This is a genomic window from Actinacidiphila sp. bgisy167 (genome assembly GCF_965342175.1).
In the GTDB taxonomy this organism is placed as follows: Bacteria; Actinomycetota; Actinomycetes; order Streptomycetales; family Streptomycetaceae; genus Actinacidiphila.
Genome location: NZ_CBDRBL010000006.1, coordinates 18,874 through 40,117 on the forward strand (window position 1 = coordinate 18,874; position 21,244 = coordinate 40,117).

The window sequence follows — 21,244 nt, forward strand, 5'->3', positions numbered from 1 at the left end:
GGGGGCGCCCCACGGGCGTTCCCGCCGGTCACGTAGCCCGATCGGGTGAAATGCCTTCGTTCGATATCCGGTTCCTCGTGCCCAGTCGCCACAATCGATCGGAACCAGGGCCCACTCGACGCGGGGGCTGTGTCGTCGTCAGCCGCGTCAACGGCTGCAGGGGGAGCCCCGAGGCATGATCCGACCCAGGCCGGCGAGCCGCCGGAGCGGCACCAGGGCGCGGGGGCTGGTGATCCTGTCGCTTCCCGGAGTGTGGGTGGCCGCGGTCCTGGGTCTGGTGTACACGGTGCCGGGGGGAGCCCAGTGGGCGCCCGCCGCGGTCGCCGCCCCCGCGCTCGCCTGCGCCGGCACGGGCCGCCGCCGCTGCGTGCTGGTCGGCGGCGGGCTCGCCGTGGCCGCCGTCGCGGTCCCCGACACCGGGCAGCGGCTGGGCACCGAGGTCGCCGTCGTCGCCGTCCTGCTCGTCTGCCTCTGGCTCGCCGACCGCAGAGCGCGCCTCACCGCCGAACTCGACCGCACCCAGGAGATCGCCCTCGCCGCCCAGCAGGCGCTGCTGCCCCCGCTGCCGCACCGTGTGAGCGGCCTCGCGGTGGCCGGCTACCACCTCTCGGCCAGCCGCGGCGCCCGCGTCGGAGGCGACCTCTACGAAGTCCTCGCCACGCCCTACGGGGTGCGCGCGGTCATCGGGGACGTGCGCGGCCACGGCCTCGAGGCCGTCGGCACCGTCGCGGCATTGCTCGGCAGCTTCCGTGAGGCCGCGCACGAGGAGCCGGAACTCGGTGGCGTGCTCCGCCGCCTGGACCGCGCGCTCCACCGGCACCTGCGGGAACGCCCGTACGCGGCCGAGGAGTTCGTGACGCTGATACTGCTCGAACTCGACGACGACTGCGGTGTCCAGGTCGTCAACTGCGGCCACCCGCAGCCGTACCGGCTCTGCCCCGGCCGCGCGGGGCCGCCGAGCGCCCGACCGCTGGACGCCGGTGAACCGCTGCCGCCGCTCGGCCTGTTCGACCCCGCTCGCGGCGCGAAGGCCGTCCCCTGTGGGGAACTCCTGCCCGGCCAGGCGCTCTTCCTGCACACCGACGGCGTGACGGACGCCCGGGACACCGCGGGAGAGTTCTTCGCGCTGTCACCGGTCCTGGAGAGGGCCGCTCAGGAGGCCGGCCACGGAGCCGTGTTGTCCGCGGGGGCCCTGGTCGAGACGGTGCGGGCCGCGTTCCTCCAGCACACCCGCGGGCGACTCACCGACGACATGGCGTTGCTCGTGCTCCACCGGGACGTCCCGCGCGTGCCCACGCAGGCGGGTGCTCACGGGGCGCCCACGCCCGCACCACGACGGAAGTTCCCGGAGTGCCGTGCCCTTGATTCCGGCTGATCCTTGGTAAACCTGGGTCGAAACCGAGCAGAACACCCCGAGCTCGTGTCACCGGCCAGAATGAGGAGAGGGGCAGGCATGGCAACCCCCACCGTCGCCGGAGCCGATCTGTCCACGCCCACGGGAGAACTGATCGCCGTGGTCGGTCCGCCCGGGCCGCAGCGGTCCGCTCTGCAACTCGCCCTCAACAACGCACCCTGGAGCCGGGGTCCTTCCGTCACGACGACCGTGATCAGCCGCGGCGCGTGGAGCGAACTGCGGCGCGTGGCGGCAGCGGGGATCACGGTCGTCGCCGCGTGCGACAGGGTGGTTGCGGCCGATGCGGGGGCGCACCGCGTGGTGCTGATGCCGCACCCCGACGGCGCGGGGTGAGACCGCGCGTCGTGCGCCGTGTGCGGAGGTCGCGGACGATGCGGAGGGTGCGAGTCGTACGGGCCGGGCGCAACTCACCGCCGGTGAGCGTAAGAACGCGCTGACGACGCCGGCCGCCGCGGAGCGCGCTCTGCGGCGGCCGGACGGTGCGGAGGTGCGACTACAGGTAGTCCTAGAAGCCGTGGCCGCTCTTGCGGCCCAGCCGGCCGGCGTCGACCATGCGCTGCAGCAGCGGGGGAGCGGCGTACAGCGGCTCCTTGAACTCCTCGTACATCGACTCCGCGACCGAGGCCACGGTGTCCAGCCCGATCAGGTCGGAGAGCTTGAGCGGGCCCATCGGGTGGGCGCAGCCCATCTCCATGCCGTTGTCGATGTCCTCCCGGCTGGCGATGCCGGCCTCGAACATCCGGATCGACGACAGCAGATACGGGATGAGCAGCGCGTTGACCACGAAGCCCGCACGGTCCTGGGCGCGGATCGGGTGCTTGCCCAGCACGTCGGTGACGAGCTTCTCGGCGCGCACCAGCGTCTGGTCGTCCGTGGTGAGGGCGGGGATGAGCTCGACCAGCTTCTGCACCGGCGCCGGGTTGAAGAAGTGGATGCCGATCACCTGCTCCGGGCGGGAGGTCGCCACCGCCAGCTTCACCAGCGGGATGGAGGAGGTGTTCGAGGCCAGGATCGCGTCGCGGCGGGTCACCACCTGGTCGAGCACATGGAAGATCTCGGTCTTGACCTGCTCGTTCTCGACGACGGCCTCGATGACCAGGTCGCGGTCGGCGAAGTCGCCCAGATCGGTGGTGAAGGTGAGGCGCTCCAGCGCGGCGTCGCGCTCCTCCACGGTGATCTTGCCGCGCTCCGCCGCCTTGCGGAGCGAGTTCGTCAGCCGGGTCCGGCCCAGTTCCAGGGCCTCGCCGGTGGTCTCCGCCACCCGGACGTCCAGTCCGGCCCGGGCGCACACCTCGGCGATACCCGCGCCCATCTGGCCGCAGCCCACCACACCGACACAACGGATGTCGTCGTTCAACGCCCCGCCTCTCCCTGATCGCGAGATGGAGACCCGGACCGTTCGTGGGGCCCGGACCAGCCCGCTCGACATTACACCCGGCCGGCCCACCGGTCCGGGTTCCCGCAAGGGCTGCCCGGCCGGGGAGCGACGCCGCCCCGGCGGCCGGTGTTCGCGCGGTCGCCGGGGCGCCGCACCGGACGCGACGACGGGGCCACGTGCCGTCCGGGAACGGACGGGGCCTGCCCGGACGGCACGACCGCCGCGACGGGACAGCCGCGACCCGACGGAACCATTGCGGGTGTGCGGGATGTGCGGGATGTGCGGGACGTCGGGTCCATGCTGGTCTCCCGGTTCCGGCGGCACAGCCCGATGCCACATCTCGAGTCCGGTCAGGCCGTCGGCGGCCGAGACGACGCGGTAGCCGTAGCGTTCCAGCACCTTGGTGACCGACCGCTGGACGGGACCCAAGGGGTCCCGAGCGCCCCGACCCGTCCGGCTCCGGGCAGGTTGCCGGACGGACCGATCCGCCCCAGTATCAGCGCCATACGGAAGTGACGGGGAATCAGGGGACACTCATGCGCCCACTCTCACGCAGGACCTTCGCCGCGGGCGCCGCCGGGGCCGTCGGCGCCGTTCTCGCCGCGGGCCCGGCAGCGGGCGCGAGGGGCACGGACGGGACGGTCGTGGCCGGCGGCCCCTCGGGAGCGAGGGAACCCTCCGGGACGGCCGGAGCAGTGGGCGCGGCGGCCGGGCAGTTCCGCGGGATGTGGCTGGCGACGGTCGCCAACCGCGACTGGCCCTCCGCCCGAGGGCTCCCGGCGAGCCGGCAGCGCGACGAACTCCTCCGCTACCTCGACCTCGCCGTCGAGCGGCGCCTCAACGCGGTCGTCATGCAGGTCCGGCCGACCGCCGACGCGCTGTGGCCGTCCCCGTACGAGCCCTGGTCGCAGTACCTGACCGGGGTCCAGGGACGCGACCCCGGCTGGGACCCGCTCGGCACAGCCGTTGCGGAGGCGCACGCCCGGGGACTGGAACTGCACGCCTGGTTCAACCCCTTCCGGGTCGCCACCCACACCGACCCGCGGCGGCTGGCCCCGGACCACCCGGCACGCGTCCATCCGGACTGGATCGTCACGTACGGCGGCAAGCTGTACTACAACCCCGGGATTCCGCGGGTGCGCCGCTTCGTGCAGGAGGCCATGCTCGACGCCGTTCGCCGCTACCCCGTCGACGGCGTGCACTGGGACGACTACTTCTACCCCTATCCGGTCGCCGGCCGGTCCTTCGCCGACGAGGATGCCTTCGCCCGCTACGGCGCGGGCTTCGACGACCGCGCCTCCTGGCGGCGCGGCAACATCGACCTGCTCGTCAGCGAGACCGCGGCCCGCGTCAAGGCGCTGCGTCCCACCACCCGCTTCGGCGTGAGCCCCTTCGCGGTCTGGCGCAACCAGCGCACGGACCCGCGCGGCTCCGCCACCCGCGGCGGGGTGCAGACGTACGACGACCTCTACGCCGACACCCGCGGCTGGGTGCGCGAGGGCTGGATCGACTACATCGTGCCGCAGGTGTACTGGAACATCGGCTTCGACGTCGCCGACTACGCCACGCTCGTGGCCTGGTGGGCCGACGTCGTCGACGGCACCGGCGTCCACCTCTACATCGGGGAGGCGCTGTACCGCGCGGGCTCCGCCGGGGAGGCGGCGGCCTGGCAGGACCCGGCCGAACTCTCCCGCCACCTCGAGCTCGCCCGCAGGCACCCCCAGGTGCGCGGCCATGTCTTCTTCTCCGCCAAGGAGGTCGCCGCCGACCCCATCGGCGCGATGTCCCGGGTCGTCGCCGACCACTATCCGACGCGGGTCCGCACGCCCGCCAGGGGATCGTCGGCGTAGCGGCACACCGGAAGCCGCGGCCGTGTCGTACGACGGCCGCGGTCCGCGTGGCCCGGTGGGGGCGGCTCAGCCGGTGGGGGGCGGCTTGCCCCGTCCGCTCTCCACCGTCGAGTCCGGTCCGGGGGACAGGATGCACTCGTGCCCGTCGTCGTACCGGACGCGGTACGGAGGTTCGCCGCCCGGCCCCATCACTTCGACGATCTCGGCCACCTTGTCGTGCTGGCCGACGACCCGCCCGTGCTGCCTGACCCGGTCACCCTTGTTCGCGTGCATCGGTAGACCTCCTGAGAACTCGGCGGTCCGCAGCTTTGCCCCTCCAGTCTAGATTCGGGCGTCCGCTCCGCACCCCCGGGCACGGACCGGGGCTCAGTCCGGTCGCAGGCCGAGTTCCGCCAGCATGCGCGGGTCGGGGGTGCGCCGGTAGCCCGACCACAGGGGGCCGCCGCAGGCGTGCAGCACCGCGTCGACCGCCGCTGCGAAGGGCTCGCGCGAGCCGCCGCGGACGAGGTCGCGGTAGCCGCCGAGGAGCAGCCCGGCGAGTTCCGGTTCGGCCTCGCGCAACCGGCGGGGCAGCCACTTGCCGCCACCGCGCCAATGTCCCCGGGTGCCGAGCAGGAGCTCGGCGGCACGGTCCAGGAGGGTGGCGGCGACGGCGAGGAGCTCGTCCTCGTCCCGTGCGCCGAGCAGGTCGTCGCGCAGGTCGGTGACGTGGTAGCGACGGTGGTCGCGTACCGCGTCCGCGACCGGGGGCGGCCCGGCGGCGAGGATGCGTTCCGCGGAATCGCGCAGCCGGGCGGCGGTTCCGTCGCGGTCGAGCAGGATGGCGCCGCGCGCGCACATGAACGCCAGCGTGCCGCTGCCGCGGTCGCGGTCCCAGCCCATGAAGGCGTGCGCCGACTCGGGGGTGTGCACGAAGAGCTCGACCGGCCAGGAGCCCCAGGTGAGCGATTCCGCGCGGCACGCGGCGGGCGGGCCGAGGACGACGACCACGTCCAGGTCGGAGGTCGCCGTCCCCTCGCCGCGGGCGGTCGACCCGCCGAGGAACCCGGCCAGAGCGTCGGGGAAGCGTTCGGCGAGGAGGGCGCGGGCCGCGCCGAGCGGATCGTCCATGCGGGGACCCTACGCGCTCGGCTGCCGATGGGGGCGGCACATGGCGGAGGACCTCGCGGGCCGCCGAGGCGGCCATGGCGGAGCCGTGCAAGCCGTCGAACGGCGCTCGGCCCGCCGCCCCGGGGTCGGCGCGGCGGGCTGTGCGACGAGTGCCTGAAGGCCGTGCGCGACGACGACGTCCAGGGGCGCCTGGTGACAGGGAACCCCGCGGCCTGGCTGCCAGAGTGCACCATGCGGCGAGGCCGGCGCGCCTGGCCGCCACCTGGAATCCGGCCCCTGTCGCCTGGGGCGAGGGGAGTGGCAAGGCACCCGCCGCGCATGGCCAGGGCCCCCATGGCCCGACCCGCCACGACCCGGCCCGTCATGAGGGCCCTCGGCTGTCGCGAGGTGCAGACCTCAGCCGCAGCTCCTCGGCGCGCGGACAGGCTCCCGGCGCCGGGAGGCGTCAGGCGCCGGCGGCGCGGGAGCGCTCGGCGTCGCGCTCCTTCAGACGGGCGGCCTCCTTGCGGACCTCGGCCTGGGTGGCGCGCTCCTTCTCCAGCCACTCGGGGGCTTCCTGCTTCAGCGCCTCGATCTGCTCCGTCGTGAGCGCCTCGGTGACCCCGCCGCGGGCGAGACCGGAGATGGAGACCCCCAGCTTCGCCGCCACGACCGGGCGCGGGTGCGGGCCGTTGCGGCGCAGGTCCTGCAGCCACTGCGGCGGGTCGGCCTGGAGCGCGTTCAGCTCGTCGCGCGACACGACGCCCTCCCGGAACTCGGCGGGGGTGGCCTCGAGGTACACACCCAGCTTCTTGGCCGCCGTGGCGGGCTTCATGGTCTGGGTGGAGTGGTGCGACGTCATGCCCCCAGGATATCGATCGCGGGCACAGCCCCCGACCAGTGCCGGGGTAGCCTGGCCGGATGACCGGCTCGGAAGCTCCCCCCTCGTTCCGCCTCGCCTACGTACCGGGCGTGATCCCCGCCAAATGGGTGCGGATATGGCAGGAGCGGCTGCCGGACGTCCCCCTGGACCTGGTCATGGTCCCGGCCGCCGAGGCTCCCGGGATGCTGCGCGGCCTCGACGCGGACGCCGGCTTCGTCCGGCTGCCGATCGACCGGACGGACCTCAGCGCCATCCCCCTCTACACGGAGGCGACGGTCGTCGTCGTCCCCAAGGACCACCTGGTGGCCGCCGCCGACGAGGTGTCCCTGGCGGACCTGGCCGACGACGTGGTGTTCCACCCCCTCGACGACACCCTGGACTGGGAGGCGCCGCCCGGGCGGCCCGCGATCGAGCGCCCGGCCACGACCGCGGACGCGATCGAGCTCGTCGCGGCGGGCGTGGGGCTGCTGGTCGTGCCGATGTCGCTGGCGCGGCTGCACCACCGGCGGGACCTCACCTACAGGCCGGTCACCGACGCCCCGCAGTCACGGGTGGCGCTGTCGTGGCGCGAGGACACCACGACCGACCGCGTCGAGGACTTCATCGGCATCGTGCGCGGGCGTACCGTCAACAGCACGCGCGGCCGGACCCAGGGCCAGGCGGAGCCGAACAAGAAGGCCGACCAGGGCGCCGCCCGCCGCAAGCCCGCCACCGGGAAGCCCGCGTCAGGCAGGTCCGCCGGCCGGACGTCCGCGAAGACCCCCCGCTCCGCGAAGCGGGGCAAGCCCCGCCGCCGGTCGTAGACCGAGTCGTCCCGCGAGACGCCAGGGCTCCGGGGATCACGCGGGACGACGCCTCTGTGACGGACGCGGCGTTCGAGGGCCCGCGACGGCTGCCGGGTGACCGGGCCGCGCGCTCGTCAAAGCGGCGGTCAGAGGGCGTGGCCTCCGTCGATCTTCCAGCTCGCGCCGTTGACGAACCAGGCCTCGGGACTGGCGAGGTAGGCCACCGCACTTGCGATGTCCGAGGGCTGGGCGTATTTCCCGACCGGGATCATCGCCGTCACGGTCTCCGCGTAGGGGCCGGACTCCGAGTTGGCGTCGGTGTTCGTCGGGCCGGGCTGGATGTTGTTCACGGTGATGCCCCGCGGCCCGAGTTCGAAGGCAGCCGCTCGCGTGAGGCCCTTCACCGCCGACTTGACCATGGCGAAGGGGACGAGCCCGGTCATCTGGATGCGGTCACCGGTGACGCTGCCGATGTTGATGATCCGTCCGCCTCGGCCGAGGTGGGGGATGGCCGCCTGGATGGCGGTGAAGACAGCGGTGACGTTGACCGCCAGCATCCAGTCGTAGTGCTCCTGCGCGAAGCCGTCCAGGGGCGCCACATGAGCGCCCCCGGCGTTGTTCACCAGGATGTCGAGACCTCCCAATGAGGCGACGGCGGTCTCCACGGACGCGCGGACCGCCGCCCGGTCGGCGCTGTCGGCCTGGAGGGCCAGGGCGCGGCCACCGGAAGCCTCCACCTCCGCGACGAGGGCCTCGGCCTTGTCCTGGGACTTGTGATAGGTGAAGGCCACCCGCGCGCCTTCGCTCGCCAGCCGGCGCACGATGCCGGCTCCGATCCCCCGCGAGGCCCCGGTGACCAGAGCGTTCTTGCCTGACAGTCGCCGCGCCATGCGTGCTCTCCTCTCGGCGGACCACACAGGAACCGCCTGGCATTTTTGTTGCTGCGTCAAACAATAACCGAGGGGTTGTCAGTCCCCGCGAAAGGCGCTGCTGTTGGTGGCGCACCTCACCCACGAGGTGCGCCGGCCCGCCGAGGGCCCCTGTCGGGACATGCTCACCGGTCCGGCGGTGTCGCGTCCTTCTTGATCTTCTGGCGCCACATGCCATCTCCGGACGGGGCCAAGGTCTGCCAGCCGGCAGGCTCCATGGGTCGACTGCATGTCTCCGTCGCAACCGCGGCGGCTGGAAACCGGCGGGCGATTTTGCATAAAAGTTCCGTGCACCGTATAGTCATGCCATCGACGAGGAGGGTCCATGGCATTCCGTGCAGCGGTGGCGGGAGCGAGCGGGTACGCGGGCGGGGAGATCCTGCGCCTGCTGCTGAACCACCCCGAGATCGAGATCGGCGCGCTCACCGGGAACAGCAACGCCGGGCAGCGCCTTGGCGGCCTTCAGCCGCATCTGCTGCCGCTGGCGGACCGCGTGCTGGAGGCGACGAGCGCGCAGGCGCTGTCCGGGCACGACGTCGTCTTCCTCGCCCTGCCGCACGGGCAGTCGGCCGCCGTCGCCGAGCAGCTCGGCGACATGGCGCTCGTCGTGGACTGCGGAGCCGACTTCCGCCTGTCGGACGCCGCGGACTGGGAGCGGTTCTACGGCTCCCCGCACGCCGGAACCTGGCCGTACGGCCTCCCGGAACTGCCGGGTGCCCGCGCCGCGCTGGAGGGGTCCAAGCGCATCGCGGTGCCCGGTTGCTACCCCACCGCGGTCACGCTGGCGCTCTTCCCCGCCTACGCGGCGGGCCTGGTCGAGCCCGAGGCCGTGGTCGTCGCCGCGTCCGGCACCTCCGGTGCCGGCAAGGCGGCCAAACCGCACCTGCTGGGCAGCGAGGTCATGGGCAACATGACCCCCTACGGGGTCGGCGGCACGCACCGGCACACCCCCGAGATGATCCAGAACCTCTCCGCCGTGGCCGGCGAGCGGGTGAGCGTGTCCTTCACCCCGACGCTGGCGCCGATGCCGCGCGGCATCCTCGCCACCTGCAGCGCGAGGGCCAGGCCCGGGACCACCGCCGAGGCCGTCCGGGGCGCCTACGAGAAAGCGCTGGCCGACGAGCCGTTCGCGCACCTGCTCCCGGAGGGCCAGTGGCCCGCCACCGCCGCCGTGTACGGCTCGAACGCCGCGTTGGTCCAGGTGGCGTACGACGAGGCCGCCGACCGGGTCGTGGCCGTCGGCGCCATCGACAACCTCACCAAGGGGACCGCCGGCGGCGCCGTGCAGAGCATGAACATCGCCCTCGGCCTCCCCGAGGGGCTCGGTCTGAGCACCGCGGGGGTCGCGCCATGACCCGCCGCCCCGCCGCCCGCGCCCGCCGCGCCGTCGCCGTACTGCTCACCCGGGCCGCGCCCTGTGACACGGGCGCGGACGCGGGCGGCACGGCCCCGGTGCCCGGGCCGCGCACCGACACCATGGCGACGACCGCGCCCCTGCGGTGCGTCGGCCCATACGCGGACAAGGAGACGACACAGTGAGCGTCACGGCAGCACAAGGATTCACGGCGGCGGGCATCGCCGCCGGGATCAAGGAGAACGGCAACCCGGACCTCGCCCTCGTGGTGAACAACGGCCCGCGGCTCGCCGCGGCCGGCGTCTTCACCTCCAACCGGGTCAAGGCCGCCCCCGTCCTGTGGTCCGAGCAGGTCCTCAAGGGCGGACAGGTCTCCGCTGTCGTCCTCAACTCCGGCGGCGCCAACGCGTGTACGGGCCCGCTCGGCTTCCAGGACACCCACGCCACCGCCGAGGCCGTCGCCGAGGCCCTCGGGCAGAGCGCGGGGGAGGTCGCCGTCTGCTCCACCGGGCTGATCGGCGTACGGCTGCCCATGGACAAGCTGCTGCCGGGCGTCGCCAAGGCGGCGGCCGAGCTCTCCCCGCACGGCGGTGAGAAGGCGGCCATCGCCATCAAGACCACCGACACCGTCCACAAGACCGCCGTGCACGAGGGCCCGGGCTGGACCCTCGGCGGCATGGCCAAGGGCGCGGGGATGCTCGCCCCTGGCCTGGCCACCATGCTGGTCGTCCTCACCACCGACGCCGACGTGGACTCCGCCGCCCTCGACACGGCACTGCGCGCCGCCACCCGCACCACCTTCGACCGGACCGACTCCGACGGCTGCATGTCGACCAACGACACGGTGCTGCTGCTCGCCTCCGGGGCCTCGGGCATCACGCCCGACGCGGAGGCCTTCGCCGCCGCCGTCGAGCAGGTCTGCGCCGACCTGGCCCGTCAGCTGATCCGCGACGCCGAGGGCGCCTCCAAGGACATCAAGATCGAGGTGATCAACGCCGCGACCGAGGACGACGCCGTCGAGGTGGGCCGCTCCATCGCCCGCAACAACCTCCTCAAGTGCGCCATCCACGGCGAGGACCCCAACTGGGGCCGGGTGCTGTCGGCGATCGGCACCACCTCCGCGGCCTTCGAACCCGACCGCCTCAATGTGGCGATCAACGGGGTGTGGGTCTGCAAGTCCGGTTCCGTCGGCGAGGACCGCGAGCTGGTCGACATGCGCTACCGCGAGGTCCGCATCACCGCCGACCTCGCCGCCGGCACCGAGTGCGCGACCATCTGGACCAACGACCTGACCGCCGAGTACGTCCACGAGAACAGCGCCTACAGCTCATGAGCACCCGCAAGCACACCGCCCTGCCGAAGGCGCAGATCTTGATCGAGGCCCTGCCGTGGCTGACCCGGCACCACGGCAGGACCGTCGTCGTCAAGTTCGGCGGCAACGCCATGGTGGACGAGGAACTGAAGGCGGCCTTCGCGCAGGACGTCGTCTTCCTGCGGCACGCCGGCCTCAAGCCGGTCGTGGTGCACGGCGGCGGCCCGCAGATCAGCGCGCAGCTCGACAAGCAGGGCCTGGTGAGCGAGTTCAAGGCCGGCCTGCGGGTCACCACCCCGGAGGCCATGGACGTCGTCCGCATGGTGCTCGCCGGGCAGGTGCAGCGTGAGCTGGTCAATCTGCTCAACCAGCACGGCCCGCTCGCCGTGGGCCTGACGGGTGAGGACGCCCACACCATCAGCGCCACCCGGCACCGCCCGGTGATCGACGGCGAGGCCGTCGACATCGGCCAGGTCGGGCAGATCACCGGGATCGACACCGGCGCCATCCAGGCGCTGCTGGACGACGGCCGCATCCCGGTCGTCTCCTCCATCGCCCGCAGCGCCGACCCCGCCGACGCGACAGGCGTCTACAACGTCAACGCCGACACCGCCGCCGCCGCTCTCGCGGCCGCGCTCGGCGCGGAGACGCTGATGGTCCTCACCGACGTCGAGGGACTCTACGAGGACTGGCCCCACAGTGACGAGGTGATCAGCCGGCTCACCGCCAGCGAGCTGGAGAAGCTGCTGCCCGAGCTGTCCAGCGGCATGGTGCCGAAGATGGAGGGGTGTCTGTACGCCGTGCGCAACGGGGTCCGGACCGCCCGGGTCATCGACGGGAGGGTCCAGCACTCGATCCTGCTGGAGATCTTCACTGACGAGGGAATCGGCACCATGGTGGTGCCTGACGGCGATGGCGCGGCGGGCGACGGGACCACATCGCGGAACGAAGGGGAACGGGCATGACCGGCACCGACGGCCAGGGGAACGAGGCGCTCACCAAGCGCTGGCAGGGCTCCCTGATGGACAACTACGGCACCCCGCGGCTGCCCCTGGTCCGCGGCGAGGGCGCGCGCTACTGGGACGCCGACGGCAACGAGTACCTGGACTTCCTCGGCGGCATCGCCGTCAACGCCCTCGGCACCGCCCACCCCGCGGTCGTCCAGGCCGTATCGGAGCAGATCGCCACCCTCGGCCACGTCTCCAACTTCTTCATCTCCGAGCCCACGGTCGCCCTCGCCGAGCGGCTGCTCGAGCTGTCGGGCCGCCCCGGGCGCGTGCTGTTCTGCAACTCCGGCGCCGAGGCCAACGAAGCCGCCTTCAAGATCGGCCGGCTGACGGGCCGCACCCATATGGTGGCGACCGACGGCGGCTTCCACGGCCGCACCATGGGCGCGCTCGCGCTCACCGGGCAGCCCAAGAAGCAGGAGTCCTTCCGCCCGCTGCCCGGGGACGTCACCCATGTGCCGTACGGTGACGCCGACGCCTTGCGCGCCGCCGTCACCGAGGAGACCGCGCTCGTCGTGATCGAGCCGATCCAGGGCGAGAACGGCGTCATCGTGCCGCCCGCCGGGTACCTCGCCGCCGCGCGGGAGATCACCCGCGCCACCGGCACCCTGCTCGTGATGGACGAGGTGCAGACGGGCATCGGCCGCACCGGCCACTGGTTCGAGCACCAGGCGCAGGGCGTCGAGCCGGACGTCGTGACCCTCGCCAAGGCGCTCGGCGGCGGACTGCCCATCGGCGCCACCCTCGCCTTCGGCCCCGCCGCGGACCTGATGACCCCCGGCCAGCACGGCACCACCTTCGGCGGCAACCCGGTGGCCTGTGCCGCGGCGCTCGCCGTCCTGGACACCATCGCCGGAGACGGCGTGCTGGAGAACGTCAAGCGCCAGGGAGAGAGGCTGCGCCAGGGCGTCGAGGCGCTGGGCCATCCTCTGGTCGATCATGTACGCGGTGCGGGGCTCCTGCTGGGTATCGTGCTCACCGAGCCGCTGTCCGCGCAGGTGCAGAAGGCGGCTCAGGACGCCGGACTCCTGGTGAACGCCGCCGTACCCGACACGGTGCGGCTCGCCCCGCCGCTGATCCTCGGTGACGCCGAGGTGGACGCGTTCCTGGGGGCGCTGCCAGGTGTCCTCGACGCCGCACACGCCGCAAGGGAACCGCGATCCGGAGAATGACACAGCGATGAGCGAGGCGCAGCAGCAGGCCGGCGGGGGAACCGCCGCCGTACCGCAGACCCGGATGGCACGCCACCGGCGGATCGTGGACATCCTGAACCGACAGCCGGTGCGGTCCCAGAGCCAGCTCGCCAAGCTGCTCTCCGACGACGGGCTGAGCGTCACCCAGGCGACGCTCTCCCGCGACCTCGACGAACTGGGCGCGGTGAAGATCCGCACCAACAACGGCGAGCTCATCTACGCCGTGCCCAGCGAGGGAGGTTTCCGCACCCCCATGGCGCCGCTCGGCGAGTCGGTGAAGGAGGAGCGGATGCGCCGCCTCGCCGGTGAGCTATTGATCTCCGCGGAGGCCTCGGCCAACCTCGTGGTCGTCCGCACGCCGCCCGGCGCCGCGCAGTTCTTCGCCTCCGCGATCGACCAGGCCGAGGTGTACGACATCCTCGGCACGATCGCGGGCGACGACACGGTCATGCTGATCAGCCGCGACCCGGCCGGCGGGCAGGCGGTCGCCGACCACCTGCTGCGCCTGGCCGCGGGCAGTTAGGCCTGTCGGCCCCCGGCTGCCGCAGGGAGCGCGCCGCCGCTTCTCCAGCTCGCTCGCGGTGAGCCGGCTGATCACCTCGTCACTGTGCAGCCAGTCCTCGCCCCCGAGATCGAGATCGGCGCGCTCACCGGGGACAGCAACGCCACGAGGCCGGCCGCGGGGCCGGTCAGACGACGGGGCTCAGGCCGCCGTCGAGGTTGATGCCCGCGCCGGTCACATAGGCGGCCCGGTCGGACAGCAGGAAGGCCACCAGGTCCGCGAACTCCTCGGCGCGGCCCACCCGGCCCAGGGGGATGCCCGAGTCGCGGCCCATCGTGGCGTAGAGCTCCTCGACGGCGATCCCGCGCTCGGCGGCCAGCCGGACCCACTGGCCGCTCTCCACCAGGCCCACGAGAACGGCGTTGACCCGGATGTTGTCGGGCCCGAGCTCCTTGGACAGCGCCTTGGTCAGCGCGAGGCCGGCCGCCCGGGAGACCGACGTGGGGATGCTCCCCGCGCCGGGGGCCTTGGCCGACACCGCCAGGGTGTTGACGACGGCGCCGCCGCCCGCCGCGCGCAGACGGGGCAGGGCCAGCCGGGTCAGCCGTACCGCGGCGTGCAGTTTCAGCTGCAGGTCCTCCTCCCACACCGCGTCGTCCTGGCTCTCGAGGAGCCCGGCCGCACTGCGGCCCGCGTTGTTGACCACGGCGTCGATCCGTCCCCATCGCTCGTCGGCGGCGGCGACGAAGCGCTCGAGGTCCTCCGGACGGGTCACGTCGGCGGGCAGGCCCAGTACGTCGGCGCCAAAGGCTCCGGCCTCCTTCACCACGTGCTCGATGCGCTCGGGGTTCCGTCCGCACAGCGCCACCCTGGCGCCCTCGGCGGCCAGCCGCCGGACCAGGGCGGCGCCGAGGCCGTCGGACCCTCCGGTGACCAGCACGACCTTGCCGTTCAGTTGCAGATCCATGCGACGCATTCTCGCCGGTGGGGACAGCCGACCGTCAAGCGCTCAACTTCGCGGGAGGCGCCCCGCCCTGGCGTCCACGGACGCGCGCCCGCCTCGCGTACCGTGCGGGCAACCGCAGGGAAGGCAGGGTGACGACATGGCGGAGCACGACGACATGGCGGAGCAGGGCGCGGCATTCGCCCGGGACGGCCGCCCGGTGTGCGGCGTCTGCCCCTCCCTGCGCCTGCCCGGCGGCGGGTTCGACGTCGTCGCGCGCCCCTCGAGGGACTGCCCCTTCGATCCGGTCACCGGCCACCGGTTCACCGCGGTCGGTGTGCCGGTGTGCGTCCATCCCGAGCGGGTCGGGCTCCCCGTCGCCCCGTACGCCAGCGGCGGGCAGCCGCTGCCGTGGGAGACCCCGCCGCCCGTGGGCGCCGACAGAGTCCCCGCCTGGGTGCGCGCCGTGCTCGAGGCCGCGCCCCCGGAGGCCTGCGACGAGGTGATCGGCCAGGCCGCCCGGATCCTGCGCGCAGCCGACCCCGGCATCGACGTCACCGCGGTGCTGCGCGCGGCCCTGCGCCCCGGGGGAGCGGGGGACTGACACCACGGGCGGCGTCGGGGCCCGGAGAACGGCCCTGCGGCCCTGCCGCGGGCGGCCGGATCGGATGCCGCGGCCCTCACGCGGCACCGCGAGAATCCGTCGACTTGTCGCTGACCTGCGATGACGGGCTTGGATTGACGAAGCATGCAGTGGAGTGCATACTTATACCCATCAGCGTATGCATCCTCACCGCCGCCATACGCATCCGACCTCGCGCACCAAAGGAGAGACCCGTGACCGAGCGCGTCGTACTCGCCTACTCGGGCGGACTGGACACCTCCGTCGCCATCGGCTGGATCGCCGAGGAGACCGGCGCCGAGGTCATCGCGGTGGCCGTGGACGTCGGCCAGGGCGGCGAGGACCTGGACGTCATCCGCAAGCGGGCGCTCGCCTGCGGCGCGGTGGAGGCCGAGGTCGCCGACGCCAAGGAGGAGTTCGCCGACGAGTACTGCCTGCCGGCGATCAAGGCCAACGCCCTCTACATGGACCGCTACCCGCTGGTCTCCGCGCTCTCCCGGCCGACCATCGTCAAGCACCTGGTGGCCGCCGCCAAGAAGCACGGCGCCTCGACCGTCGCCCACGGCTGCACCGGCAAGGGCAACGACCAGGTCCGCTTCGAGGCCGGCATCTCCTCCCTCGCCCCCGAGCTGACCTGCATCGCGCCGGTCCGCGACTACGCGATGACCCGGGACAAGGCGATCGCGTTCTGCGAGGAGAAGAACCTCCCCATCGCCACCACCAAGAAGTCCCCCTACTCGATCGACCAGAACGTCTTCGGCCGCGCCGTCGAGACCGGCTTCCTCGAGGACATCTGGAACGCCCCGATCGAGGACGTCTACGAGTACACCCAGAACCCGGCCGCGCCCCGCGAGGCCGACGAGGTGGTCATCACCTTCAAGCAGGGCGTCCCCGTCGCCCTCGACGGCAAGCCGGTCACCGTGCTGCAGGCCATCCAGCAGCTCAACGAGCGCGCCGGCGCCCAGGGCGTCGGCCGGATCGACATGGTCGAGGACCGCCTGGTCGGCATCAAGTCCCGCGAGGTGTACGAGGCCCCGGGCGCGATCGCCCTGATCACTGCCCACCAGGAGCTGGAGAACGTCACCGTCGAGCGCGAACTCGCCCGCTACAAGCGGCAGGTCGAGCAGCGCTGGGGCGAGCTGGTCTACGACGGCCTGTGGTTCTCCCCGCTCAAGCGGGCCCTGGACGGCTTCATCGAGGAGGCCAACCAGCACGTCACCGGCGACATCCGGATGACCCTGCACGGCGGCCGTGCCGTCGTCACCGGCCGCAAGTCCAGCGAGTCGCTGTACGACTTCAACCTGGCGACCTACGACACCGGCGACACGTTCGACCAGTCCCTCTCGAAGGGATTCATCGAGATCTTCGGCATGTCGTCGAAGATCGCGGCCAAGCGCGACCTGGCCTAGTCAGTAGCCTCGACCACGGCAGCCCGCCTCCCCGCCGCCGGCGGGGAGGCGGCCGCACATCCACCCCCGAGGGAAGCGAGCAGAGCAGTGAGCACCAACAGCGGCGACGTCCGGCTCTGGGGCGGCCGTTTTGCCGACGGTCCCGCGGAGGCGCTGGCCAAACTCTCCGCGTCCGTCCACTTCGACTGGCGGCTCGCGCCGTACGACATCGCGGGCTCCCGCGCCCACGCGCGGGTGCTGCACAAGGCGGGCCTGCTGAGCGACGTCGAGCTGACCCGTATGCTCGCGGGCCTCGACCAGCTGGAGTCCGACGTCGCCGACGGCTCCTTCACCGGCACCATCGCCGACGAGGACGTCCACACCGCCCTGGAGCGCGGCCTCCTGGAGCGGCTCGGCCCCGATCTCGGCGGCAAGCTGCGCGCCGGGCGGTCGCGCAACGACCAGGTCGCCACGCTCTTCCGGATGTACCTGCGCGACCACGCCCGGACCATCGGCGGCCTGATCGCCGAGCTGCAGCACGCCCTGGTCCGGCTCGCCGAGACGCACATCGACGTCGCCATGCCGGGCCGCACCCACCTGCAGCACGCCCAGCCGGTGCTCTTCGCCCACCATGTACTCGCCCACGTCCAGGCGTTGTCGCGGGACGCCGAGCGGCTGCGGCAGTGGGACGCGCGCACCGCCGTCTCGCCGTACGGCTCCGGCGCGCTGGCCGGGTCCTCGCTCGGGCTCGACCCGGAGGCCGTCGCCAAGGACCTCGGTTTTGAGCACGGCTCGGTGGCCAACTCCATCGACGGCACCGCCTCGCGCGACTTCGTCGCCGAGTTCGCCTTCATCACCGCCATGATCGGCATCGACCTCTCGCGGATCGCGGAGGAGGTCATCATCTGGGCCACGAAGGAGTTCTCCTTCGTCACCCTCCACGACGCCTTCTCCACCGGATCGTCGATCATGCCGCAGAAGAAGAACCCGGACATCGCCGAACTCGCCCGGGGCAAGTCCGGACGGCTCATCGGCAACCTGACGGGGCTGCTCGCCACGCTGAAGGCGCTGCCGCTGGCGTACAACCGCGACCTGCAGGAGGACAAGGAGCCGGTCTTCGACTCCTGCGACACCCTCGAGGTCCTCCTGCCCGCCTTCACGGGCATGATGGCCACGCTCACCGTGAACCGGGAGCGTATGCAGGAGCTCGCCCCGGCCGGCTTCTCGCTCGCCACCGACATCGCCGAGTGGCTGGTGAAGCAGGGAGTGCCCTTCCGCGTGGCCCACGAGGTCGCGGGGGAGTGCGTCAAGGTCTGCGAGGCCGAGGGGATCGAACTGGACCAGCTCACCGACGAGCAGTTCGCGAAGATCTCCCCCCACCTCACCCCCGAGGTGCGCGCGGTGCTGGACGTCCCGGGCGCGCTCGCCTCTCGCGACGGCCGCGGCGGCACCGCGCCGTCTGCGGTAATCGTCCAGCTGGCCGAGGTGAAGCGGGACCTCGCCGTGCAGCTGGCGTGGGCCCAGGCCAAGGGCTGATCCGCACAAGGCTGTCGCGCCCGCACAAGGCCCGGCCGGGTCTGTTCACCCGACCGGGCTCGTTCACTCGACCGGGTGTCATCTGGTCTCGTCTGAGACGTCGGCGTCTCATTCGATATACCGTTGTCTCATGAGGTTCGATCGTGAGCAGATCCTGCGGGACGCCGCCGACCTGCTGTCGCGGCGCGCCACCGCCTCCATGGACGAGATCGCCAAGGCCGCCGGCGTCAGCCGGGCCACCCTCCACCGGTACTACCCCGGCCGGGACACCCTCGTCCGGGCCCTCGGTCTGCTCGGCATCGAGCAGACCGAGCAGTGCCTGGACGCCGCGCGCATCGAGGAGGGCGACCCCGTCGAGGCCGTCCGCCGGCTCATCGCCGAGGCGGTTCCGGTCTCCGGCTTCCTCGCCTTCCTCTACGGCGAGAACCAGCTCTACGACATCGCCGAGATCAACGACGGCTGGGCGCGCGTCGACGCCCGGGTCGCCGCCCTCTTCCGGCGCGGCCAGGAAGCCGGCGCCTTCCGCTACGACCTGACGCCCGCCTGGCTCGTCGAGGCGCTCTACGCGCTCATCGCCGCCTCCGCCTGGTCCGTCCAGGACGGTCGCATGGCCCGCCTCGACCCCGCCCGCATGGTCACCGAGCTGCTGCTCGGCGGCATGCTGCGCGAACCTCGGAGCGCCGCATGAGCACCGCCGCGCCCGTGGCCGCCCGGCCGCACGCCGACCGCGGTCACCCCGCCCGCTGGCCGGCCCTGGGCATCCTCACGCTCGCCCTGCTGCTCATCGCCGTCGACGCCACCGTGCTCGGGCTCGCCGTGCCCTTCCTCAGCGCCGACCTGCGGCCCACCTCCACCCAGCTGCTGTGGATCGGCGACGTCTACTCCTTCGTCATCGCCGGACTGCTCGTCTCGATGGGCGGCCTCGGCGACCGCGTCGGCCGCAAGCGGCTGCTGCTGACGGGCACCGCCGCCTTCGGCGCGCTCTCCGTGCTCGCCGCGTATGCCACGAGCCCGGGCATGCTCATCACCGCGCGCGCCCTCATGGGCGTAGCGGGCGCCACCCTCATGCCGTCCACGCTCGCCCTCATCCGCACCCTCTTCCCCGACCCGCGCGAACGGAGCTTCGCCATCGGCGTCTGGGGCGCCGTCTCGACGGCGGGCGCGGCCCTCGGCCCGATCGCCGGCGGCATCCTCCTCGAGCACTTCTGGTGGGGCTCCGTCTTCCTCGTCAACGTGCCCGTGATGGCCGCGCTGCTCGCCGTCGGCGCCCGGCTGCTGCCCGAGTCCCGCGACCCTGCGCCCGGTCCGTGGGACCCGCCCAGCGTGCTGCTCTCGCTGATCGGAATGATCGGCGTCGTCTACGCCGTCAAGCAGCTCGCCGTCCACGGTCCCGGCCCCGGCGCCGCGGCCGTCGGCCTGCTCGGCGCCGCCTGCCTGTACGCCTTCGTCCGCAGGCAGCTCGTGCTGCCCAAACCGCTGCTGGACCTGCGGCTCTTCCGGCACAGGGGCTTCTCCGGCGCGGTGCTGGCGGACCTGCTCACCGTGCTCGGGCTCGCCGGAAGCGTCTTCTTCCTCTCCCAGTTCCTCCAGCTCGTCCAGGGCCGCTCCCCGCTCCAGGCGGGCCTGTGCGAACTCCCTGCGACCTTCGGCGGCGCCGCCACCGGCCTCGCCGCGGGCGCCGCCGCGCGCCGCTGGTCGGTCCGAGCAGCCGTCGCGGGCGGCCTCGGCGCCACCGGAATCGCCCTGCTCGCGCTGCTGGCCCTGAGCCCCGGCACGGGATACCTCTTCCTCGGCGCCGCCCTGCTGGTCGTCGGCGCCGGGGTCGGGCTGTCGTTCACCGTCACGGCCGACGTCATCCTCTCCAGCGTCCCGCCGCAGCAGGCCGGTGCCGCCTCCGGCGTCTCGGAGACCGCGTACGAACTCGGCGCCGCCCTCGGCATCGCACTCCTCGGCTCCGTCGTCACCGGCATCGCCGGCGGGCCCGCCTCAGCCGCCCCCGCCGCCTTCACCGACGGTCTGCGCGCCGCGTCCGGGGCCGGGGGCGCCGTCCTCCTGCTGGCCGCCACCGCCGCCTGGCATCTGCTGCGCGACCAGCGGCTCGCCGGGAACGGGGTCTCGTCGGCGGCTCGCTGACGGGCCGTCGGATCGCGCCGGGGGTTCGCGGTGTCCCGGCGTGCGGCGTCCCGGTTCCCGGCGTCTCATGCGGCGCCGGGCTCGTCGAGGGTGAAGACCGTCAGCCACTGCGCGCCGGCCGGCCGGTAGCCCAGGTCCATCAGCGCCGTGGTCACCGCCCGCATGTGCGCGGCGCCGTAGAGGACCCCGGCCGTGAACGGCTCGTGACGGCCGGCGCGGGCGTGATGCAGACGGGTCACGGCATCGATCAGCAGCCGGTCGCGTCGGTGCAGCACGAGGTCGTCGGTGCCCGCCCAGAACTCCGCGTCCTCCTCGTCGTCACCAGGCAGATCCTCCAACTGCAGGTGCCGGGCGAGGAAGCGCCGCGTGCCGAGCAGCCGCATGCCCGCGACGTAGGCGGGGACCAGCACGGCCAGCGTCGCCCGTTCCCTGAGCGGCACGCGCCGCCACCGCTCGTCGAACTCCGCCCCGGTCATGTCCGGGCACACCACCGGTACGCCCAGCGTGGCGAAGTCGATGTCCTGGACGACCAGTCCGAGGCGCTCGTGGCCGGCGAGGCTGTGGTACGAGCGGGTGAGGGCGCGAGCCGCCGTACTGCCCTCGACGCCCTCAACTATCACCAGGTCGCACGAGGCCCGCAGACGGGCCGTCACCTCCGCGTAGAACGACGGTTCCGCCAGATGGATCATCGGGTACAGCTCGAAGGTGAGCGCCGTCCCGCGGCAGCGGAAGCGTAGGAGCGCCGACCGTACTCCCGCCAGCTCCGTGACCTCTATGTACTGCACGCGTCCCCCCGCCCCCGGCGGATCCGTCGACGGTGAAGACGCTGCACGGGGGCCGAGGGGTTGCACGCCGAACGCCGCCCGGGGCGCAGGCGCGTTCGCGCGGGGCGGCCCCCGGCGCCAACTGCGGCCGCACTGCCGGGC

Annotated in this window: 22 protein-coding genes; 15 read left to right on the plus strand and 7 right to left on the minus strand. The window is 73.0% G+C overall.

Annotated features, from left to right (window positions below):
- Positions 1-175: 175 nt before the first annotated feature.
- Entirely contained in the window at positions 176-1,375 is a 1,200-nt protein-coding gene (locus ACRWND_RS03665) for a PP2C family protein-serine/threonine phosphatase (RefSeq protein WP_431945777.1), read from the plus strand.
- A gap of 78 nt (positions 1,376-1,453) precedes the next feature.
- Entirely contained in the window at positions 1,454-1,747 is a 294-nt protein-coding gene (locus ACRWND_RS03670; RefSeq protein ID WP_431945779.1) for a hypothetical protein, read from the plus strand.
- Positions 1,748-1,919: 172 nt separating this feature from the next.
- Here the strand turns inward: ACRWND_RS03670 and ACRWND_RS03675 are convergent, their stop codons facing one another.
- Positions 1,920-2,771, minus strand: a complete 852-nt coding sequence (locus ACRWND_RS03675; protein ID WP_431945781.1) for a 3-hydroxybutyryl-CoA dehydrogenase — start codon at positions 2,769-2,771, stop codon at positions 1,920-1,922.
- A 557-nt stretch (positions 2,772-3,328) separates the two neighbouring features.
- On the opposite strand from ACRWND_RS03675, the gene ACRWND_RS03680 reads away from it, so the two are divergent.
- Entirely contained in the window at positions 3,329-4,642 is a 1,314-nt protein-coding gene (locus ACRWND_RS03680; RefSeq protein ID WP_431945783.1) for a glycoside hydrolase family 10 protein, read from the plus strand.
- Positions 4,643-4,708: 66 nt separating this feature from the next.
- Here ACRWND_RS03680 and ACRWND_RS03685 read toward each other — a convergent pair whose 3' ends face one another.
- The 3 genes from ACRWND_RS03685 to ACRWND_RS03695 form a co-directional block, all read right to left on the minus strand.
- Positions 4,709-4,915, minus strand: a complete 207-nt coding sequence (locus tag ACRWND_RS03685) for a DUF1918 domain-containing protein (RefSeq protein WP_431945785.1) — start codon at positions 4,913-4,915, stop codon at positions 4,709-4,711.
- Positions 4,916-5,008: 93 nt separating this feature from the next.
- The gene (locus tag ACRWND_RS03690) at positions 5,009-5,752 is read right to left on the minus strand and encodes a nucleotidyltransferase domain-containing protein (protein WP_431945787.1); all 744 of its coding nucleotides are present in this window, start codon (positions 5,750-5,752) and stop codon (positions 5,009-5,011) included.
- Between the two features lie 445 nt (positions 5,753-6,197).
- Complete coding sequence (locus ACRWND_RS03695) at positions 6,198-6,593, minus strand: DUF5997 family protein (RefSeq protein ID WP_431945789.1); 396 nt, start codon at positions 6,591-6,593, stop codon at positions 6,198-6,200.
- Positions 6,594-6,652: 59 nt separating this feature from the next.
- On the opposite strand from ACRWND_RS03695, the gene ACRWND_RS03700 reads away from it, so the two are divergent.
- Positions 6,653-7,417, plus strand: a complete 765-nt coding sequence (locus tag ACRWND_RS03700) for a LysR family substrate-binding domain-containing protein (RefSeq protein WP_431945791.1) — start codon at positions 6,653-6,655, stop codon at positions 7,415-7,417.
- A gap of 128 nt (positions 7,418-7,545) precedes the next feature.
- Here the strand turns inward: ACRWND_RS03700 and ACRWND_RS03705 are convergent, their stop codons facing one another.
- Positions 7,546-8,289, minus strand: coding sequence for a 3-oxoacyl-ACP reductase family protein (locus ACRWND_RS03705; RefSeq protein WP_431945793.1), 744 nt, complete (start codon positions 8,287-8,289; stop codon positions 7,546-7,548).
- Between the two features lie 364 nt (positions 8,290-8,653).
- Here ACRWND_RS03705 and argC point away from each other — a divergent pair, with 364 nt between their 5' ends.
- The 6 genes from argC to ACRWND_RS03735 are packed head-to-tail and all read left to right on the plus strand — an operon-like array spanning position 8,654 to position 13,717.
- Positions 8,654-9,682 (plus strand): N-acetyl-gamma-glutamyl-phosphate reductase, encoded by a 1,029-nt coding sequence (argC, locus tag ACRWND_RS03710; RefSeq protein ID WP_431945795.1) that lies wholly within the window; start codon positions 8,654-8,656, stop codon positions 9,680-9,682.
- Complete coding sequence (locus tag ACRWND_RS03715) at positions 9,679-9,867, plus strand: hypothetical protein (protein ID WP_431945796.1); 189 nt, start codon at positions 9,679-9,681, stop codon at positions 9,865-9,867. Before argC ends, ACRWND_RS03715 begins: the two co-directional genes overlap by 4 nt.
- A complete protein-coding gene (gene argJ, locus ACRWND_RS03720; protein WP_431945798.1) occupies positions 9,864-11,015 on the plus strand; it encodes a bifunctional glutamate N-acetyltransferase/amino-acid acetyltransferase ArgJ in 1,152 nt (383 codons plus the stop codon). The genes ACRWND_RS03715 and argJ overlap by 4 nt, the downstream gene beginning before the upstream one ends.
- Positions 11,012-11,959: an acetylglutamate kinase gene (gene argB, locus ACRWND_RS03725; protein ID WP_431945800.1), complete on the plus strand. Its 948-nt coding sequence runs from the start codon at positions 11,012-11,014 to the stop codon at positions 11,957-11,959. Before argJ ends, argB begins: the two co-directional genes overlap by 4 nt.
- Entirely contained in the window at positions 11,956-13,173 is a 1,218-nt protein-coding gene (locus ACRWND_RS03730; RefSeq protein ID WP_431945802.1) for an acetylornithine transaminase, read from the plus strand. The genes argB and ACRWND_RS03730 overlap by 4 nt, the downstream gene beginning before the upstream one ends.
- Before the next feature lie 7 nt (positions 13,174-13,180).
- Positions 13,181-13,717, plus strand: a complete 537-nt coding sequence (locus ACRWND_RS03735; RefSeq protein WP_431945804.1) for an arginine repressor — start codon at positions 13,181-13,183, stop codon at positions 13,715-13,717.
- A gap of 166 nt (positions 13,718-13,883) precedes the next feature.
- Here ACRWND_RS03735 and ACRWND_RS03740 read toward each other — a convergent pair whose 3' ends face one another.
- The gene (locus ACRWND_RS03740) at positions 13,884-14,663 is read right to left on the minus strand and encodes an SDR family oxidoreductase (RefSeq protein ID WP_431945806.1); all 780 of its coding nucleotides are present in this window, start codon (positions 14,661-14,663) and stop codon (positions 13,884-13,886) included.
- 136 nt (positions 14,664-14,799) lie between these two features.
- On the opposite strand from ACRWND_RS03740, the gene ACRWND_RS03745 reads away from it, so the two are divergent.
- The 5 genes from ACRWND_RS03745 (at position 14,800) to ACRWND_RS03765 (ending at position 20,318) form a co-directional block, all read left to right on the plus strand.
- Complete coding sequence (locus ACRWND_RS03745) at positions 14,800-15,243, plus strand: hypothetical protein (protein ID WP_431945808.1); 444 nt, start codon at positions 14,800-14,802, stop codon at positions 15,241-15,243.
- A 233-nt stretch (positions 15,244-15,476) separates the two neighbouring features.
- Positions 15,477-16,670 carry an argininosuccinate synthase gene (locus ACRWND_RS03750; RefSeq protein ID WP_431945810.1) on the plus strand — a complete coding sequence of 398 codons (1,194 nt, stop codon included), beginning with the start codon at positions 15,477-15,479 and terminating at the stop codon, positions 16,668-16,670.
- Positions 16,671-16,757: 87 nt separating this feature from the next.
- Positions 16,758-18,185, plus strand: a complete 1,428-nt coding sequence (gene argH / locus ACRWND_RS03755) for an argininosuccinate lyase (RefSeq protein ID WP_431945812.1) — start codon at positions 16,758-16,760, stop codon at positions 18,183-18,185.
- Positions 18,186-18,315: 130 nt separating this feature from the next.
- Positions 18,316-18,873 carry a TetR/AcrR family transcriptional regulator gene (locus ACRWND_RS03760; RefSeq protein WP_431945814.1) on the plus strand — a complete coding sequence of 186 codons (558 nt, stop codon included), beginning with the start codon at positions 18,316-18,318 and terminating at the stop codon, positions 18,871-18,873.
- Positions 18,870-20,318, plus strand: a complete 1,449-nt coding sequence (locus ACRWND_RS03765; protein WP_431945816.1) for an MFS transporter — start codon at positions 18,870-18,872, stop codon at positions 20,316-20,318. The genes ACRWND_RS03760 and ACRWND_RS03765 overlap by 4 nt, the downstream gene beginning before the upstream one ends.
- A 65-nt stretch (positions 20,319-20,383) precedes the next feature.
- Here ACRWND_RS03765 and ACRWND_RS03770 read toward each other — a convergent pair whose 3' ends face one another.
- The gene (locus ACRWND_RS03770) at positions 20,384-21,103 is read right to left on the minus strand and encodes a hypothetical protein (RefSeq protein ID WP_431945818.1); all 720 of its coding nucleotides are present in this window, start codon (positions 21,101-21,103) and stop codon (positions 20,384-20,386) included.
- Positions 21,104-21,244 lie beyond the last annotated feature (141 nt).